At 36.2% G+C, this 16,101-nt stretch carries 18 protein-coding genes; 15 read left to right on the forward strand and 3 right to left on the reverse strand.

Annotated elements, in window-relative coordinates; genetic code table 11:
* The first annotated feature begins 233 nt into the window (after window positions 1–233).
* The 7 genes from ACE199_RS00225 to ACE199_RS00255 all read left to right on the forward strand — a co-directional run bounded on the left by ACE199_RS00225 (window position 234) and on the right by ACE199_RS00255 (window position 7,136).
* Window positions 234–1,559, forward strand: coding sequence for an RNA-guided endonuclease InsQ/TnpB family protein (locus ACE199_RS00225; protein ID WP_375348108.1), 1,326 nt, complete (start codon window positions 234–236; stop codon window positions 1,557–1,559).
* Window positions 1,560–1,735: 176 nt separating this feature from the next.
* Window positions 1,736–2,758 (forward strand): homoserine dehydrogenase, encoded by a 1,023-nt coding sequence (locus ACE199_RS00230; protein ID WP_375348109.1) that lies wholly within the window; start codon window positions 1,736–1,738, stop codon window positions 2,756–2,758.
* 383 nt (window positions 2,759–3,141) lie between these two features.
* Window positions 3,142–4,008 carry a metal-dependent hydrolase gene (locus tag ACE199_RS00235; RefSeq protein ID WP_375348110.1) on the forward strand — a complete coding sequence of 289 codons (867 nt, stop codon included), beginning with the start codon at window positions 3,142–3,144 and terminating at the stop codon, window positions 4,006–4,008.
* Window positions 4,009–4,479: 471 nt separating this feature from the next.
* A complete protein-coding gene (locus tag ACE199_RS00240) occupies window positions 4,480–5,001 on the forward strand; it encodes a CBO0543 family protein (protein WP_375348111.1) in 522 nt (173 codons plus the stop codon).
* Window positions 5,002–5,010: 9 nt separating this feature from the next.
* Window positions 5,011–5,466: a hypothetical protein gene (locus ACE199_RS00245; protein ID WP_375348112.1), complete on the forward strand. Its 456-nt coding sequence runs from the start codon at window positions 5,011–5,013 to the stop codon at window positions 5,464–5,466.
* A 17-nt stretch (window positions 5,467–5,483) separates the two neighbouring features.
* Window positions 5,484–6,008 (forward strand): hypothetical protein, encoded by a 525-nt coding sequence (locus tag ACE199_RS00250; RefSeq protein ID WP_375348113.1) that lies wholly within the window; start codon window positions 5,484–5,486, stop codon window positions 6,006–6,008.
* Window positions 6,009–6,365: 357 nt separating this feature from the next.
* A complete protein-coding gene (locus ACE199_RS00255; RefSeq protein WP_375348114.1) occupies window positions 6,366–7,136 on the forward strand; it encodes a TerC family protein in 771 nt (256 codons plus the stop codon).
* Between the two features lie 277 nt (window positions 7,137–7,413).
* Here ACE199_RS00255 and ACE199_RS00260 read toward each other — a convergent pair whose 3' ends face one another.
* Window positions 7,414–7,947, reverse strand: coding sequence for a GNAT family N-acetyltransferase (locus tag ACE199_RS00260; RefSeq protein ID WP_375348115.1), 534 nt, complete (start codon window positions 7,945–7,947; stop codon window positions 7,414–7,416).
* A gap of 183 nt (window positions 7,948–8,130) precedes the next feature.
* Entirely contained in the window at window positions 8,131–8,559 is a 429-nt protein-coding gene (locus ACE199_RS00265) for a MarR family transcriptional regulator (protein ID WP_375348116.1), read from the reverse strand.
* A 137-nt stretch (window positions 8,560–8,696) separates the two neighbouring features.
* Between ACE199_RS00265 and ACE199_RS00270 the strand changes: the two genes are divergently transcribed.
* From ACE199_RS00270 to ACE199_RS00280, 3 genes are all read left to right on the forward strand, one after another.
* Window positions 8,697–9,191, forward strand: a complete 495-nt coding sequence (locus ACE199_RS00270; RefSeq protein WP_375348117.1) for a CarD family transcriptional regulator — start codon at window positions 8,697–8,699, stop codon at window positions 9,189–9,191.
* Between the two features lie 176 nt (window positions 9,192–9,367).
* On the forward strand, window positions 9,368–9,931 hold the full coding sequence (locus tag ACE199_RS00275; protein WP_375348118.1) for a TetR/AcrR family transcriptional regulator: 564 nt from the start codon (window positions 9,368–9,370) through the stop codon (window positions 9,929–9,931).
* Complete coding sequence (locus tag ACE199_RS00280) at window positions 9,932–11,377, forward strand: DHA2 family efflux MFS transporter permease subunit (protein WP_375348119.1); 1,446 nt, start codon at window positions 9,932–9,934, stop codon at window positions 11,375–11,377. It begins immediately after the preceding gene.
* 212 nt (window positions 11,378–11,589) lie between these two features.
* Here ACE199_RS00280 and ACE199_RS00285 read toward each other — a convergent pair whose 3' ends face one another.
* Window positions 11,590–11,763: a hypothetical protein gene (locus ACE199_RS00285; RefSeq protein ID WP_252283211.1), complete on the reverse strand. Its 174-nt coding sequence runs from the start codon at window positions 11,761–11,763 to the stop codon at window positions 11,590–11,592.
* A gap of 272 nt (window positions 11,764–12,035) precedes the next feature.
* On the opposite strand from ACE199_RS00285, the gene ACE199_RS00290 reads away from it, so the two are divergent.
* From ACE199_RS00290 to ACE199_RS00310, 5 genes are all read left to right on the forward strand, one after another.
* Window positions 12,036–12,287, forward strand: coding sequence for a DUF1292 domain-containing protein (locus ACE199_RS00290; protein WP_375348120.1), 252 nt, complete (start codon window positions 12,036–12,038; stop codon window positions 12,285–12,287).
* Window positions 12,288–12,360: 73 nt separating this feature from the next.
* The gene (locus tag ACE199_RS00295; protein WP_252283213.1) at window positions 12,361–12,516 is read left to right on the forward strand and encodes a hypothetical protein; all 156 of its coding nucleotides are present in this window, start codon (window positions 12,361–12,363) and stop codon (window positions 12,514–12,516) included.
* A gap of 446 nt (window positions 12,517–12,962) precedes the next feature.
* On the forward strand, window positions 12,963–14,117 hold the full coding sequence (locus ACE199_RS00300) for a DUF4317 domain-containing protein (protein ID WP_375348121.1): 1,155 nt from the start codon (window positions 12,963–12,965) through the stop codon (window positions 14,115–14,117).
* Between the two features lie 409 nt (window positions 14,118–14,526).
* A complete protein-coding gene (truA, locus tag ACE199_RS00305; RefSeq protein WP_375348123.1) occupies window positions 14,527–15,264 on the forward strand; it encodes a tRNA pseudouridine(38-40) synthase TruA in 738 nt (245 codons plus the stop codon).
* Window positions 15,265–15,563: 299 nt separating this feature from the next.
* Window positions 15,564–16,076 carry a DinB family protein gene (locus tag ACE199_RS00310; RefSeq protein ID WP_375348124.1) on the forward strand — a complete coding sequence of 171 codons (513 nt, stop codon included), beginning with the start codon at window positions 15,564–15,566 and terminating at the stop codon, window positions 16,074–16,076.
* Window positions 16,077–16,101 lie beyond the last annotated feature (25 nt).

The raw sequence follows: 16,101 nt of genomic DNA on the forward strand, positions 1-16,101 counted from the left end.
AGTTATTCTATTAAAGGGTGCTGATCTTCAATAAGATATTTCTTTTTACATTACAGATTTCCCGAACGAGAAAGCCCACTTCTTTAGAGGTGGGCTGATAGTGAGGTCGAACCAGGCGTGTCTCGTGACACGTTAATGGTTCGATTTTTTTAGTGTTGTGGGCGTATTTCTTGTATGGGGAATGTATGTTCTTATATAATGGTTTTATAGAAAACAAGAGAGGAGGAAAAAACATGTTTGTCACACACTCATTTCGTATTCCCTATGAGAAATATCTATATGAAGAATTGAGAATGATGCAGAGAGAAGCGGCTTCTGTATGGAATGATATCGTTCGAGAAGCGACTTCTTATTATGTTTCCCGTAAAAAGTGGTTAAGTAAAACAGAGATTCAATCTGTTCGAAAACAAACGTATCAGCTCCATTCTCAGACCGTTCAAGCCATTGCGGATAAGTATGAAGCGAATCGAGAAACGATTCGACAGCTTCGAAAAACGGATAAAAAAGCGAAGTATCCGTGGAGAAGAAAATACTATTATTGCATCCCATTAAAAAAAGCATCGATGGATATAACCAAAGATACCATTTCGATAAAAAAGGCATCCTACGGATTCTTACTTCCTGAATGGTTGACTAAAAAGAAAAAGAAGAATTGGAACGAAAAATTCCCAAAGAAAAATGAGGCTATTCTTCTTCCTAATCTTTCGGAGGAACCGTTAGATGAATGTAACTACGCAGAAATTGTATGGAGAGACAGTGCCTATTGGTTTTGTTATACTGTACAAGTCCCTGAAAGGGATATATCATCGTTTGATAAAAAAGTGGCTGGTGCTGATTTAGGAGAAATTCATGCCGTGGCAGTCGCAACAGAAAACAAGGCTCTTCTTGTTTCAGGGCGAGCCATGCGTAGTATCTCTCAATTCCGAGCGAAAGTATTGGCGGAGTTAAGTAAAAAGATGTCTCGCTGTAAAAAAGGCTCTAATCAATGGAAAAAGTATAAACAAGCCAAACACCGCATTCGTCAAACTAGTAAAAATCAACTCAAAGAGTTGGAACATAAAACCACAAAAGAAGTCGTTTCTTTTTTAGTCGAAGAACAAGTTACACATTTCGTGATAGGCAATGTATCAGGCATTGAAAAATGGACAAAGAAGAATGAGAAAAAGAAACAAAAAACGAGTAAAGTCAGAAGACAACAACTGTCGTTGTGGAACCAAGGGAAAATGAAACAAAAACTCACCTATAAAGCTGCATTGATGGGGATAAAAGTAGAGGAAACAGAAGAACGCTACACCTCTCAAGATTGTCCGTTTTGTAACGGACGACATCAAGCGAAAGGAAGACACTTTATTTGTTCTGTTCATAAAACAGAAATCCATCGTGATGTAAACGGAGCACAAAATATTGCCCGTAAAAAACATACGATGGCAGTCCAATTTCTTTATTCGGTCCTATTCAAACAACCGATTTGGTATAAACGCTTTTTGTCTGAAGAAATCAGACAAAAAACGAAACATCCGAAGGATAAACCGAAGAAAGAACCAAGTATCGCCAGTTGAATGGCGTAGTGGCACCGACCTTGCCCTTTTGAAAGACTGTTTTTCTCTCAAAAGTTGCTCGCCCAAGTTTCACCCCTGCACCTTCCTGTGGAAGTTTGTAAGTGGAATGTTTGCGAGAAAGAACCCCACTGGCTTCAGCCGTGGGAGTGGTCAGAGTGAAATAAAAGGAGATTTCTATGCAGAAGAAAATCATATTAACTGGGTATGGTACCGTTGCTAAAGAGCTAATCAAACTGATTATTCACAATGGAGCTTCGATGAAAGAAAAATACGGCTTTGACTTACTCGTAACTGGAATCGTTGGCAGTAAAGGAATGATTTACGAAGAAAAAGGAATCAAGCTTGAGAGCTTGATGGATTTCGGAACGGGTTCGGAAGCACTTTTGAGATATTCAGAATATTTCAAGCTCCCTTTTACTGAACCAATTTTTCAAGGAGATGTCTTGATCGAGTGCTCTCCGACAAATATAGAAACGGGAGAACCAGCACTTGGCTATATTCAGAAATCTATCGTGAATGGGATGGATATTGTCTCTGTTTCAAAAGGAGCACTTGTAAAGTCATTCAATGAAATTAAAACACAAGCAGCCAAGTATGGTAGCCGATTAAAATACAGCGGCGCAACCGCAGCAGCCTTACCAACGCTTGATATCGGAGAATATAGTTTAGCAGGATGCACGATTACTCGTATTGAAGGCATTTTAAATGGAACCTCCAATTTCATTTTAGCGAGCATGAGCGAGAACAATTTATCTTTTGAAGAAGCGCTAAAAATTGCACAGGAAAAAGGAATTGCGGAAGCAAACCCTGCTTTAGATGTGCAAGGATTTGATACGGCTTGCAAAATTCTACTCCTCGCTAATGGATTTTTCGGAAGCAGCTTATTAATTGACGATGTAAAAATTAGAGGCATTGAACAAGTCACTAAGGAAGACATTCAGGAAGCTAAACAAAATGGCCGTACACTTAAGCTTCTAGCTAGTGCTTACAAAGAAGCTGGGAATGTAATCGTAGAAGTAAAACCATGTCAGCTCGAAAGTGAGCATCCTTTAGCTCATGTCAATGGAACAAATAAAGGTATCGTCTTTGAAACAATCGAAATGGGGGCCGTTTGTGCAACTGGAGGAGCATCCCACCCAAGAGGAGCAGCAGCGGCAGCATTAAAGGATGTCATTAATCTATATAGAGAAACGAATTAGACCTGTTCCGATTTCGATAGTATTTTGGAGCAGGCAAGCTAGGAGTGGTCTGTTCGAAAAGCTGGATCAGCAAGGGATGGTTACATGAAAGTGGGAATCTAAATTTATTGAAATGTGGTTCTATTAGGGAAAATTGTTACTTATTCTAGGAAAATATATTACACTTGCTCAAGTTAATACAGATTGGCTAAAAAATCATTAGATTTCTTTTGAGATTGTGAAATATTACACTTAAAGTGACGGGGAGTGGTTGTTCAATTAGAGCAATCGCTTCTTGTGCTAATGGGTGCAGGGTAGTTGAAGAAGGAAATGGTTCTATTATGTCGAATTAAGGGTGATGCAGAAGATTTTGCAAAACATCATTGTTTGTGGAGGAAATAGCTTTGGATACTATTACACACACACTTTTTGGACTTTCATTATATGGCTCAATTCAGAAAGATAAGATGGATAGAAGAACAAAAATGGCTTATTTATTCACTTCCGTTGGAGCGAGTCAAATTCCTGATAGTGATGTGATTTCTCAACTGTGGGATACAGAAGGGCTTTATCAAATGTGGCATCGCGGCATTACTCACTCTATTTTTCTTACACCGATATGGGCTTTATTATTCTATGTCCTATGTATGCTTTTCTTTAAAGTGAAGGATAAGCGGTTATTTTTTCTAGGATGGCTTGCGGTAGTGATTCATAATACCAGTGATTTGTTTAATGCTTGGGGGACGGGGTATCTTGAACCATTTTCTCAAACAAGAATTACATTTGGAACCATCCCGATTATTGATTTTGTTTTCTGGGTTATCATTGGCAGTGCTTATTTTTTATCAAAGAAGACGACGATTCTGAAGAAACCTTATTATTTTCGCGCAGCTTGGTTCTTAATAGTTCTTCATGTTAGCCTGCAAAGTTTACAAGGGTATTATTACTATCAAAAGTACAATCAAGATTATGAGCAAATTGCTTTATCAGCTGGTTTTATCCCTACTACCTTTCAGGTCATTACTAAACAAGAAGGAGTCGTAACCATCTTTCAGGATGGAATCTTCCAACGTAAAGAAATCCAATATGTACTTGAATCTAAAGAGGATGCAGACCTGGATTATTTATTCTCAAAAAGCCCAACAGCCAAAACTCTCTACCAATGGTCACCATTTGTAGTCATCATTGATGATGATAAACAACTTGGAATTTATGATCCGAGATTCTACCGAAACGGCCAATCCTTCCTCTATGAATACATTACACATTAACGCTTAAAAGTACCTAGGGACTGTCCCCAAGTACTTTCGCCCAAAAGGCTTCGCATTGCGTACATGGAAAAGCCTCTTACTGAAGTGCCAGTGAACCAAAAATAAATCTAGCCAGTCACTAAATTTTCATCGCAATAGTTATTAATCAGAGCTGTCTTCAAGACAGCTTTTTCTTGTTCAACTGGCGGGGGAGGTTAGCTTAAATAAGAAGAAGCACCAATAGGTAATTCTAAATATCATGGTATTAATTAACTTAATGCACTTTTGATTGCGATTAATATTAAATACAAAGTTCCATTCTGTTAGAGCTTTGCATCAATGTCTTGGTTCATTGCCAGTTTTGATGTTACATCCTTTCAACCTTTTTAAAATTCTCATTGTTCATGTAATGATTTAATTCTTTTTGGACTAATCATATGCTTTTTAGAAAATAATTATAAGAGTAAGGAAAAATGGTTGGGTGGTTACGAAATGCATATTTTCCAGGCATTGTTATTTTTACTGGCAGCTATGAGATGGGGAGATTGGAGAAATTGGCGGAGATATTACCCTACTATTTTATTTTTTATTGGTGGCGACCTTTTGAAGAGCGCTTTACTCCATGACCATCGTTGGTGGGTATATCAAGAAACGATATTTGGAGAGAGGATATTGTTTGGACATTTAGTTATCAATCTCCTCATCATGGCAGTCATTTATCCCTCTACGATCATAATTTATCTGGGGAAATTTCCTATTGAAAAGAGTAAACGAATCTTCTGGATTCTTTTTTGGGTCCTTATTTATATTACCATGGAATCCATTAATCTTTACTATGATGTAATCAATTATTACCATGGATGGCATATTTGGTGGTCAGTAATTTTTGATATTGTTATGTTTGCTATTCTTTGGATTCATCATAGTAGACCACTGTTAGCTTGGGCATTTTCCATTACATGGCTCATTATTTTATGGAATATTTTTGATTTACCCTATACCTTGTTGAAATAAGGGGCATTTATGAATATATCGATCGTATCATCCATCACTTTACTCATTCTTATTTCTTTTTGTGTTACCCCTAAAAAAATGCATATTTTTGAAATAATTTTTATTTGGCTTATCGTATGGCTGCTCACTCATCCGTTAGCTTGGATTATATACGTTAATTTAACTTGGATAAAAGTATCGACGAAATTAGCGGATTTTTCGATTTATTTTTTTGACAGATTAATTCTTTCACCGCTTCTAGTAGTGATTTTTTTGGAGGTTTCATTGAGGTTCAATCGAAAAGCAGAAAAATGGGCCGTTCTTTTGGTGGCCATATTAATTTTAATGTTTACTGAATATGGTTTGCTCAAAATGGGAGTTTTTTATGATGTTAAGTGGAATATTGTCTATGCTTTTATTGAAAATTCCTTTATCCTGCTCGTTTCTTATTTTTTATGGATGAGATTTAGGAGAAAATTTATTTAAAAGGAGTTTTGGTACCCATGTTTTTATATTTACCGAAACACTTTGATGAAAATGAATGGTTCATTATCATTATTCTGGTTTTGAGTATTTTCTTGGTGAGACTGCCTAAAAGAATGCCTACCGAAGTTTTTTACTTAATCGTCTTATTTATTATGGCTGTTCCAAGCATCATCGACTATAGTATTGCTGCGATGCCTCCTTATGATCTATATCGAATGAATGATTCGGAGAAGCTTGAAGTGTTTGATATTCTATTAATTGGAGTTTATATTCCATTTGGGTATCTTTGCGTGTATTTGTATGGATGGTTTCAACCGAAGAAAATGAAGAGTGTACTTTATATTTTAAGTTGGGCCCTCTTGGCTACTTGTTTTGAATTTATCATGGTAAGATTACATATCTTTACTTATCATGGATGGAGTTTGGCCTATTCTTTTCCCACCTATTTGTTTGTTATTTCTCTATTCTTATTCTATTATGAGTTTCTTCTTTTCCACTACAAGAAAAAGGTTGAGTGCAAACTTCATCATAAAAACACTTAACATTGTAGTTGCAGGGTTTCTTTACCAAAAATACTCTTTCTTTATAAAAAACGCTAGTATGCTGATTTTTGCTTCAAAAGCATATCGAATTCCAAAAGGGACTTTGACGCTTGGAGCTGCTATGTAGCAGCTTTTTTTTGCTTACTAAACAAAGGGGCAGAATAGGAAGAACCATCTGGAACATATGATATTTGCAGTATTTGTTTTTTGTTGAAATGATAACAAATAGCGTACAGAGAAGAATATGGCTACATAATAAAGCCGTATTATTTAGGGTTACCTGTAGCTTATAAGGGCATTCTATTGTTAGTGAAACTTTCAACATAATATCTTAAGTTTTAGAAAGGAGAGAGGTGGATGGAGTCACTCTGGCTAGAGTATGCGTGGACATTGTTAATTCTAATTGGGTTAGAAGGACTGTTATCGGCTGACAATGCCCTTGTACTAGCAGTTATAGCCAAGCATTTACCTGAAAATCAGAAAAAAAAAGCTATAAATTACGGAATTATTATGGCCTTCGTTTTCCGATTTGCTGCACTTTTTGCCATTTCTTTTATCGCAAACGTCTGGCAGGTACAGGCGATAGGAGCAGCTTATCTTCTTTATTTAGGCTTAAAGCATATCATTCAGGCCCGGTTCGGGAAAGAAAATGAAAATATTCATAAGGACGATGAAAAGGAATCCGCTGGGAAAGGTTTTTGGCCCACAGTAGGGAAGATTGCTGTAGCTGATCTCGCTTTTGCAATTGATTCGATTCTAGCTGCGGTTGCTCTTGCTCTTGGTCTTCCGGATTCACCGCTTGATGACTTCGGCGGCATGGATGGAGGACAGTTTATTGTTGTTGTTCTTGGAGGGCTTGCTGGTCTTATCTTGATTAAGTATGCAGCAACCTGGTTTGTACAACTTCTTGATAAACGTCCAGCATTGGAAACGACAGCATATGCAATTGTTGCCTGGGTCGGTGTCAAACTTGCTGTCATTACTCTTGCCCACGAGGATATTGGTATCTTAGATCATCATTTTCCTCACAGCACCGCTTGGACTCTGATTTTCTATGGAGTATTAGTTGGTATTGCTCTAATCGGTTGGTTTGCACCGGGCAATAAGTCAGTAAATCCTAAAAGGTGACAAAGAAAAGAGAAGGGTGAGTATAATGAATGCGTATAAGTCTATATGAGGTTTCCATTAAACACTGCAACTTTTTACGCCGCTTTGCGGAAAGCTGATTTTTGTGACTTATAGGTGGCTATTGGGTGCGCTGACTTAAGTAGGATGAACGCACTTTTTCATGGAACGTCACAGTTCAATGAGAAAAGTATATGTGTTTAGTTGATTATAGGCTAATTAAAAAAGGTTGTCCTCGGGACAACCTTTTTTAATTAATATCTAATCATTCATCTAGCTTTTATTCTGAAAAAGATTTTGAGTACTGAACGACACCTTGCACATTTTCAAGAGAATTCTTTGTTAATTCTAAAGCCATAAATACTTCATCAGGCACCTCAAATGGAGCTTGTATATTCCATAAGCTCGCCGGTTTAAAACCAAACTTTGGATAATAGTCTTTATGTCCTAAGACGATTACTGAACTAAACCCGTGCTCTTTTGCATTTTTTAATGCAGCATGAATTAATTGACTCCCAATTCCCTTTTTCTGATAATTAGGTGCAACAGAAACTGGAGCAAGTGCCAAAGAATCGACAGCGTTATTACCATCTACAATTTTTATTTTAGATAACAGAATATGACCCACAATGTCTTTGTCTTGATTTAATGCGACTAATGAAAGTTCAGGAATAAATGCCTCTGATTTTCTAATCCGATTTACAAGTACGTGTTCTTTCTTGTCGCTATATTCTTCATGTAAAAAGGCTTCTTTAACAATTTCTTCAGTCGTATTATATTCTTCAGTGAGTTCTTGTCTAATTAAGATATCCATTTATAGTCTCCTATTCTTTTTGGTGAATGACACCTTTTTTATATCTATAAATGGCACTTCCTTAATGCACGAAGTCATTAAGAAAGTTTACTCACCCAGCTCTAAACATAAGTTTAACAAACAAAAACCTCCAATTTAGTATGTACTCATTTTATAGAGTGATGTTGTCGGGGTCAACCTCGACTATAGCCCCCAGTCTAGCTTTAAAATATCGTTAAGAATTTGAAATTTCTCAAACCCAATTTTATGGATGATTTTTTTTTCGAGATTTGCCTTTAAGGCTTCATTTTTCTCATAACATTCTTCGCCTAGTTGAGTTAACTGTATACACTTATCTTTTTTGTTGTTTTCTAAGCTGCTAACTGTAACTAATCCCTTTGATTCAAGTCTTTTTATGAATTTATGTGTTGCTTGCCGAGAAATGTCAACATGTTTTGTGACATATGAAATAGTTGGCCGCTTTTTATAAATTCTCGCCATAATAAACCATTCAGAATTCGATATATATATGTCACTAGTATCATTCCACAATTTCTCAGTAATACTTCGAAGTTGAACATGCCGCTCGCTTAATGAGTCAATGAAATCCAAGTTTTGCAATTCTAAATCCAACTACTTCACCCCATTTATTTTCTTCAGTTATTATACGAAGGTCTTTTTATATTGTCAACAAGATTGACGATTTGCAAGAAGTATAATAAACTATTTTGTAAACCATGTTGACAATTATAAAGATAGGAGTAATGATGATGTTTAATATTGGAGATATGATTATCTATTCAACACATGGATTAAGTCAAATTGATGATATATGTGAAAAGACTTTTTCTAATGTAACTAGAACCTATTATGTTTTGCGTCCTCTTGCAGAATCAAGTTTAACAATAAGTACCCCTGTCGATAATGATAAAGTAGTTATGCTTAAGTTGTTGAGTCGTGAAGAAGCGGAAGAAATTCTACAATCCTTTAAACTTCCGGGTACGAGCTGGATAGAAGATGTTAAAAAACGTAATAAGAAATATCGAATTATGGTGAACACAGGGAATCGCAAGGAGATTGCTCAAATAGCTAATACGTTGATGCGGAAAGAACGTGAACTCAGCCTGAAAAAACAGAAACTTTATGATCAAGATCGCAAGCTTTTACATACCATTCAAAACTTATTATTTAAAGAGATATCAGCGTGTTTGGATATTTCTGTTGAAGAAATCCTGGAACAGGTTAACAATATGATAAATGAGTAGCGTAGACCTACTAATAATTATTATTAGTTTAAATATGTTAAGAAAGTGTTTTAATCAAAATTCATGTTGAACTTTTTAGTTAATAAAAAATTTATAAAAAAAAAAGCTTACATCATAGAAAAAAATTTTGTTATAGTAAAACAGACCGGTCGGTATGGTGGAGGTGTACTACGGAAATGGATACAAAATCGCTGATAATCGGCATCGCGACAACTCTTTTTCAGCAAAAAGGATATAAGGGCACAGGCTTAAATGAAATCTTAAAAGTATGTAATATTACAAAAGGTTCGCTCTATCATCATTTTCCGAATGGAAAAGAAGAATTACTCATTGCTTGTCTTCAGTCAATGGAAGAAGCAATTACTACAGACATTGAGGATATTTTCAAACGAAATCAAAGTACTCAAGAAGCTATACAGGCAATGATTGAGAAATTAGCAACTGACTTTGATCGAGAAGGTACGCTTACTGGTTATACATTTAGCAGCATGGTTAGCGAGATGGCGTCATTAAGTGAACCAGTCCGAAATGCCTGTTCGAATCTTTACACAAGGATTCAAGAGATTTATTCCAACAAGTTAGTAGCAGATGGGTTTTCAACAGAAGCGGCTCATTCAATTGCCCTAATGATGACGGCTTCTATTGAAGGTGGAATGATGCTTTGTTTAACACAAAAATCAAGTGAACCTCTCAAAATTATTTCTCATGTATTACCCAATGTATTGAAGGAGAATGGATAAATGAAACAACAACTCAAGGCCGACTCGATAACGGAGCAACAGACGAAAACAGAGTCGGAAACGAAACAACAATTTAAAACAGGACCAATTATGGCTGCTCTTTTAGTGGCAGGCTTTGTCGGACTTTTTAGTGAAACAGCCTTAAATATTGCCTTAGGACAATTAGGTCAATTATTCCAAGTGGACCCTACAACCATCCAATGGCTAGCGACAGGGTACTTTTTAACATTAGGGATTTTAATACCAGTAACAGGTATTTTGATGCAAAAATTTACAACAAGACAAATGTTTTTGACTTCTATCATGCTAACTATTATCGGTACAGTTCTCGCAGCAACAGCGCCCGCATTTGGAGTTTTATTAGCGGGACGTATTATTCAAGCGGCAGGATTAGCGATTAATTTACCTTTAACACAAAATGTTATTTTTGCGATATATCCACCGCATAAACGAGGCGGCGCTATGGGGGTTATGGGCTTAGTTATGTTAGCTGGTCCAGCATTAGGCCCAACAATAGCGGGACTTATTTTAGATACATTATCATGGAGTTGGATTTTCTGGGTTCAAGTACCTTTCTTACTGTTCTCTCTTATTTTCGGATTCATGTATTTACCAAATGTTAATGAAGTACGTAAAGTTTCAATTGATGCATTATCTGTTATTCTTTCGACGATTGGATTTGGCGGTATTGTTTACGGATTTAGTGTATCTGGTGTTAATGGTTGGACGAGTACAACGGTTCTTGGTTCCATCATTATTGGACTTATCGCAGTCATTCTTTTTGCGGTTCGTCAAATGAAAATGAAGACTCCTATGATGAATTTAAGAGCATTTAAATATCCAATGTTCGTTCTTGGAGTGTTTATGAGCTTTATAACATTCTTTAATATGTTGTCTATGCTTGTTATTTTACCAATGTATATGCAACTGGCCTTATTAATCGCTGCATTTACAACAGGTCTTATCCTTCTGCCAGGTAGCTTACTGAACTGTGTATTAGCTCCAACCATTGGTCGTTTATTTGATAAATATGGACCAAAAGCAGTGATCACGCCTGGAACTGTTCTAGTAGCCATCGCTTATGCCATCTATTCACAATTTGGTACAGAAACGGCGTTATGGATGGTTGTAGTTACTCATATTGTCATGATGTTAGGGATAGGAGCGGTGCTTGCTGCAACACAAACAAATACGCTGAATTCTCTTCCACGACAGTATTATCCAGATGGAATCGCTATAACTCAAACGATTCAACAAGTAGCTGGTGCTGTTGGTATTGCGGTAATGGTATCGGTTTTATCAGCTAAACAAACTAGTTACTTAGCAACAACTGCGAATGAATTACCGCAAGCAGCAGTAGCGGGGTCATCATTTGTGTTTACAATCGGTTTAATATTAGCGGTTATTAATTTTGTATTGTCGCTATTCATGAAAAAGCCCAATTAACTTAAAGATAAAAGTTTAACAGAAAAAAGTTATTCCTTATGGGATAACTTTTTTCTGTGTAGTTAAAGAAAGACAAAGGCTCCCTAATGTGATGGATAGCCGTCAACCTAAATATAGAAAGAGAGCTTGTAATATCTATTTAGGAATGGCTTTAAATAGTTAAATAACCCCCTGTTAGGTGCGACTGACTCCTAAGTTACGGGCTTTTGCGGTTATTTGGATTTTCCTTTCCTCATTGCTTTGTCAAGTAATGCAGCGTTTTCTAAACCACTATCACTAAATGCGTTATCGCTGTCTAAGTTATTATCGATTGATCCTTCATCCATACTATCATTGAATTGGCCTTGAGATTTCGTTGTTTTATTGTCATTGTTAACTTCCGGCATAAAATTTCCTCCTTTTAAATATCACGAGATCGAAAGTTCATTCCAAACATTTCTTCTATGCGTCTTTGGGTATTTTTACTTTATCCATTTTGCTCTCTAAAAATGTATATAAAAACTGAATGTTTAACAGGCTATGACAGAGACATTAATTTATAGGGATTTTTGTCGAGGGAATGCCCATTTTTAGTCAATAATTAGGATTGTAATTACAGTCTTTTCGAATTTTCATTTAATAACTGTTCTTTTAAGAATTTTATTGAGGTGAGATGTTCGTGCGTCATGACCATAGAGATTATATAACCGTTGAGGATGAGAAAGGTAACCGTAAAGATTATGCGATTGAGGCATTATTTGATATGAAGGAAGAATCTTATGCTCTCCTAAAGGGAGAAGAAGAGACGATTGTCATGAAAGTCGAGGGAGAAGAGGGGAACCAATACTTATTAGGTATATCGGATCCTTTAGAAAGTGAAGCGATTTTGGATGCATACCAGATTGCGGTCGAAAATGCACAGGACAGATAAAGGAAATTTGATTTAGGATACTTGTAAAAGGTTACCCATAATCGAAAAAAATGAAGAGGAGGATGATTATTTTATGAAAAGTCAGCGAATCCCGGAACATAAACTAAATGTTACAAACACAGTTGGCCAAGCTCTTGAAAATATGGTGAACAATACGTCATCTAATACAATTGATAAGGAAAAAACACAATCTACAACATCACAGGTTCATTCAAACGAAGTGAAGTAAATCTTTCAACTTAAGAAGAATTACCGCTAATAAGTAATTATTTGCATAGAACAAGATATAAAAAATTAACCATGGGGTCTGTTTAGAATGCTGTTAAAAGTAACAAGGGGATCAATTAATATAAGAGTTTCCCTGACTTTTCCGTATTCGAGCTTTTTAATGGACACATGCTTATTATTTCTATGTGGACCCTACAACTCTCCGATGGTTAGCAATAGGTTATTTTTCAACTATATATCATGGAATTGAGTTTCCCAGGTTCAAGTACCTTCCTTACTGTTTTCTCTTATTTTCGGTAATTAATTTTGTATCGTCTTTACTTCCGAAAAAGCTTAATGATGTAAAGTTAAAATCTTAATTGAAAAAATAGAAATAGAGAGTAGGAGTTATCTATCTTTCCTATTTTCCTGTCTGAACAGTATAATCAGGAATAGGAGTTGAGATATATGAATAAAAAAGACATTGCTAATATTCGAAAGCAATTTAAAGTAGATAACGACCATCTTATGAACATTCGTGAAATCTTTAATGTGTATGTTAGGAAAGAATCAGGTGAGATTTATCATCATATCAGTCAACCATTTCAAATGTTAGAACAGGAAGCACAGGAATTATTTTTGGCAAACTTTAAAAAGGTTTTAACAGGTCATCTTGATGCCAAACTGTTTGAGCTGAAATTTCAACGAGATGTGGAAGGCAGCACACAAATGATTCTCTTCGAAGGATTACAGGCGGAAACAACAGAAGATTGGAAAGAGAACATGCTGCAAATTGTCGGGAAAATGTTTGCTAATGCTGCTTATGAATTTGATACGGTCGTGACGTTTATTCGAGGGGAATATCGAAAGCCGACTCGGAAACGGGATTTGGAATCTGGAGAAGGCGGGGATGATGCAGTTTATTCCAACGAGTTTATCCTTTGCAGTCTCAATAAAACCGATCAGCCAAAAAAAACCTTGGTGTTTGATTATATAGAGAGAGAATTCAAATCGAATAATCTCTTTGATCCAATTGTTAATTTAGAATCTCCATTATCAGGCTTTCTGTTTCCTGCCTTTAATGATAATGCTGCAGATGTAAATCATATTCTATATTGTGCAGGGAAAGTGAATCAACCAGATGAACGATTTATTGCAGAGGTTCTCAATTGTGAAGACATTATTACTGCCGCTGAGGATAAGGACAGCTTTGAACAAGTCTTAAAAAATGTGATCGGAGACGAAGTGGATTCCAGAGTCATTTCCAATGTCTATGAGGAAATCGATAAGATGGTACAGGAGAATAAAGAAAGTGAACCTCCTACATTGGATTATCGGGACATTGAACGCATTTTAGAGGTGAGCGGGGTCGAAAATGTGGATACCGCAAAAGTGGAGCATGCCTTCAAAGCAGTCGTGGATGACGAAAAACATGAATTCAAGGCAAGCAGTTTACTTCCTAAATCGATTAAAATCAATACGAAGGTGGCGGATGTCTCCGTAAGCCCGAAAGACCTAAAAAATATAAAATATATTATGTATCAAGGAAAACGGTGCCTATTGGTGGAAATCGATGAAGATGTAATTGTGGAAGGATTTCGACTGGAATCAGAGACGTTTTAATAGGTTTCACAGACAAGTTCCTTGACCCATTACATGATATAGTAATGAATGTTAGTTGGTTCTCTACAAATGGTAGGGACCAACTTTTTTTATTTTAGGGTTCAGTGATTTCATTAAACGTTTACTGAAGATAGAATGAAAATCTTTTGAATGTTTCCTTCGTTGCATGACATCGGCCTCTTTGGTACACTATGCAGAAGTGCTTTTTACACTGATTGTTAGGATGTATACACAAATTATATAGTAAAGTTCTTGTAAGCAGTGAGGTGCCCCCGAATGAAACCTGAAAATGGGGGAGCGGGGAAGCTTAGAAAACATATTACATATACAGTGCACTAATAACTTAACAGTTTGATATGGTTTCTCATACAAGCAAGAGTTGTGTGGGGGATAGAATAAGGAGGAAGCAATGAATAATTATAAAATGACCATTCAATATGATGGCGGGCGCTATAAGGGCTGGCAACGTCTTGGTAATAGTGACAATACCATTCAAGGAAAAATAGAAAATGTGTTAACCGAACTGGTAGGGGAAAATGTTGAAATCATTGGATGCAGCAGAACCGATGCCGGTGTACATGCTCTTGCTCAAATAGCTAATTTTAAGACGGATAAAAATTTGACTGAATCGGAAGTCATGAATTATTTGAATAGATATTTACCGCAAGATATCAGTGTTGTGGAGGTTACGTTCGTTCCTGAACGTTTTCATGCGCGTTATAATGCTAAAGATAAAACGTATTTGTATAAGATTTGGAATGAACACTACACCCATCCTTTCATGCGAAAGTACAGTATGCATGTGGAGCAGGAGCTGGATATCGCAAGAATGAGAAGAGCTTGTCAATATTTTATAGGTAAGCATGACTTTACTGCTTTTTCAAATGCAAAGTCTAAGAAAAAATCGATGGTGCGTGAAATATATTCTATTAATATAGAAGAAACTGATGGCTTCATCCAAATTAGAGTGCGGGGAGATGGATTTCTTTATAATATGGTTAGAAAGATTGTCGGAACGTTGATAGAAGTTGGCTTGGGTGAAATAGATGCTGAAAACATCCCAAGTATTTTAGATTCAAAAGAAAGAATCCAAACAGGCCGTATGGCAGATGCAGCCGGGTTGTATTTGGAAAAGATTGATTTTTAGACTAAATATGATGCACCGTCTATGCTATCTGTAAATGGGTTGATGTTCTGACCACTCCCATAACGCAGATAAAAAGCATTAGTTAATCATAATGGCTGAAATAAATAGTGCAGTGTGCATAAATGTCCTGTATTTCTTATGCTTATTAAAGGGTGTTTGAAAAAATGAGATGGTGAAGGTTTCTACTTAAACTAGTGGCGCAGAATAGTGAAATGAAAATCAAAGAATACTTTTCAGCGTGGAGCATATATACAGAATAGAACTCTGAGTACTCACTTTCTGGTGAAGGGAGAAATTTCATGAGTAAGTCAGTAAATGACAATCTGTATGAAACGAGAAATAACTTAGTAAAAGAGATTACTTTATTAAGTTATGATCACTTTAATATGAGGCCTGGTATGAATAAATGGAGCATAGCACAAGTTTGTCATCACTTAGTTTTAGTGGAGAAGGCATCTACTAAGGCTATTGCATGGGGATTAAAAGAGATTGATAGTACTCAAAAAGAACGTAAAAAAATTCACCTCATATTGGATAGAACGAAAAAGATTAAAGCTCCAAAAATTGTTGAACCAGATGTAGAACCATTTGAGGTTCAGCAAATAATTGATTTGTTAAGCGATTCGAGAAAAGAATTGATGACTTTTCTTAGTACTGTAGAAGATACATCCATATTGAAGGGAAAATCAGTAAAGCATCCGGCCTTTGGTGAATTACCTCTCGATCAATGGATAGAAATGATATATTTGCATGAACAGCGGCACATAGAACAAATAAAAGAGATAAAATTGATTTTAGATGCGAGGCACTAAACGTAAGGTTATAAACGGATTCTTT

This window comes from Peribacillus sp. Hz7 (genome assembly GCF_042136355.1).
Taxonomy (GTDB): domain Bacteria; phylum Bacillota; class Bacilli; order Bacillales; family DSM-1321; genus Peribacillus; species Peribacillus asahii_A.

Excerpts from the sequence above, each read along its gene's own strand:
- ACE199_RS00255 (WP_375348114.1), top strand. The coding sequence starts at position 6,366 with ATGGAGTCACTCTGGCTAGAGTATGCGTGGACATTGTTAATTCTAATT.
- ACE199_RS00275 (WP_375348118.1), top strand. The coding sequence starts at position 9,368 with ATGGATACAAAATCGCTGATAATCGGCATCGCGACAACTCTTTTTCAG.
- ACE199_RS00270 (WP_375348117.1), top strand. The coding sequence starts at position 8,697 with ATGTTTAATATTGGAGATATGATTATCTATTCAACACATGGATTAAGT.
- ACE199_RS00300 (WP_375348121.1), top strand. The coding sequence starts at position 12,963 with ATGAATAAAAAAGACATTGCTAATATTCGAAAGCAATTTAAAGTAGAT.
- ACE199_RS00285 (WP_252283211.1), bottom strand. The coding sequence starts at position 11,763 with ATGCCGGAAGTTAACAATGACAATAAAACAACGAAATCTCAAGGCCAA.
- truA (WP_375348123.1), top strand. The coding sequence starts at position 14,527 with ATGAATAATTATAAAATGACCATTCAATATGATGGCGGGCGCTATAAG.
- ACE199_RS00245 (WP_375348112.1), top strand. The coding sequence starts at position 5,011 with ATGAATATATCGATCGTATCATCCATCACTTTACTCATTCTTATTTCT.
- ACE199_RS00230 (WP_375348109.1), top strand. The coding sequence starts at position 1,736 with ATGCAGAAGAAAATCATATTAACTGGGTATGGTACCGTTGCTAAAGAG.
- ACE199_RS00310 (WP_375348124.1), top strand. The coding sequence starts at position 15,564 with ATGAGTAAGTCAGTAAATGACAATCTGTATGAAACGAGAAATAACTTA.
- ACE199_RS00240 (WP_375348111.1), top strand. The coding sequence starts at position 4,480 with ATGCATATTTTCCAGGCATTGTTATTTTTACTGGCAGCTATGAGATGG.
- ACE199_RS00225 (WP_375348108.1), top strand. The coding sequence starts at position 234 with ATGTTTGTCACACACTCATTTCGTATTCCCTATGAGAAATATCTATAT.
- ACE199_RS00280 (WP_375348119.1), top strand. The coding sequence starts at position 9,932 with ATGAAACAACAACTCAAGGCCGACTCGATAACGGAGCAACAGACGAAA.
- ACE199_RS00295 (WP_252283213.1), top strand. The coding sequence starts at position 12,361 with ATGAAAAGTCAGCGAATCCCGGAACATAAACTAAATGTTACAAACACA.
- ACE199_RS00250 (WP_375348113.1), top strand. The coding sequence starts at position 5,484 with ATGTTTTTATATTTACCGAAACACTTTGATGAAAATGAATGGTTCATT.
- ACE199_RS00260 (WP_375348115.1), bottom strand. The coding sequence starts at position 7,947 with ATGGATATCTTAATTAGACAAGAACTCACTGAAGAATATAATACGACT.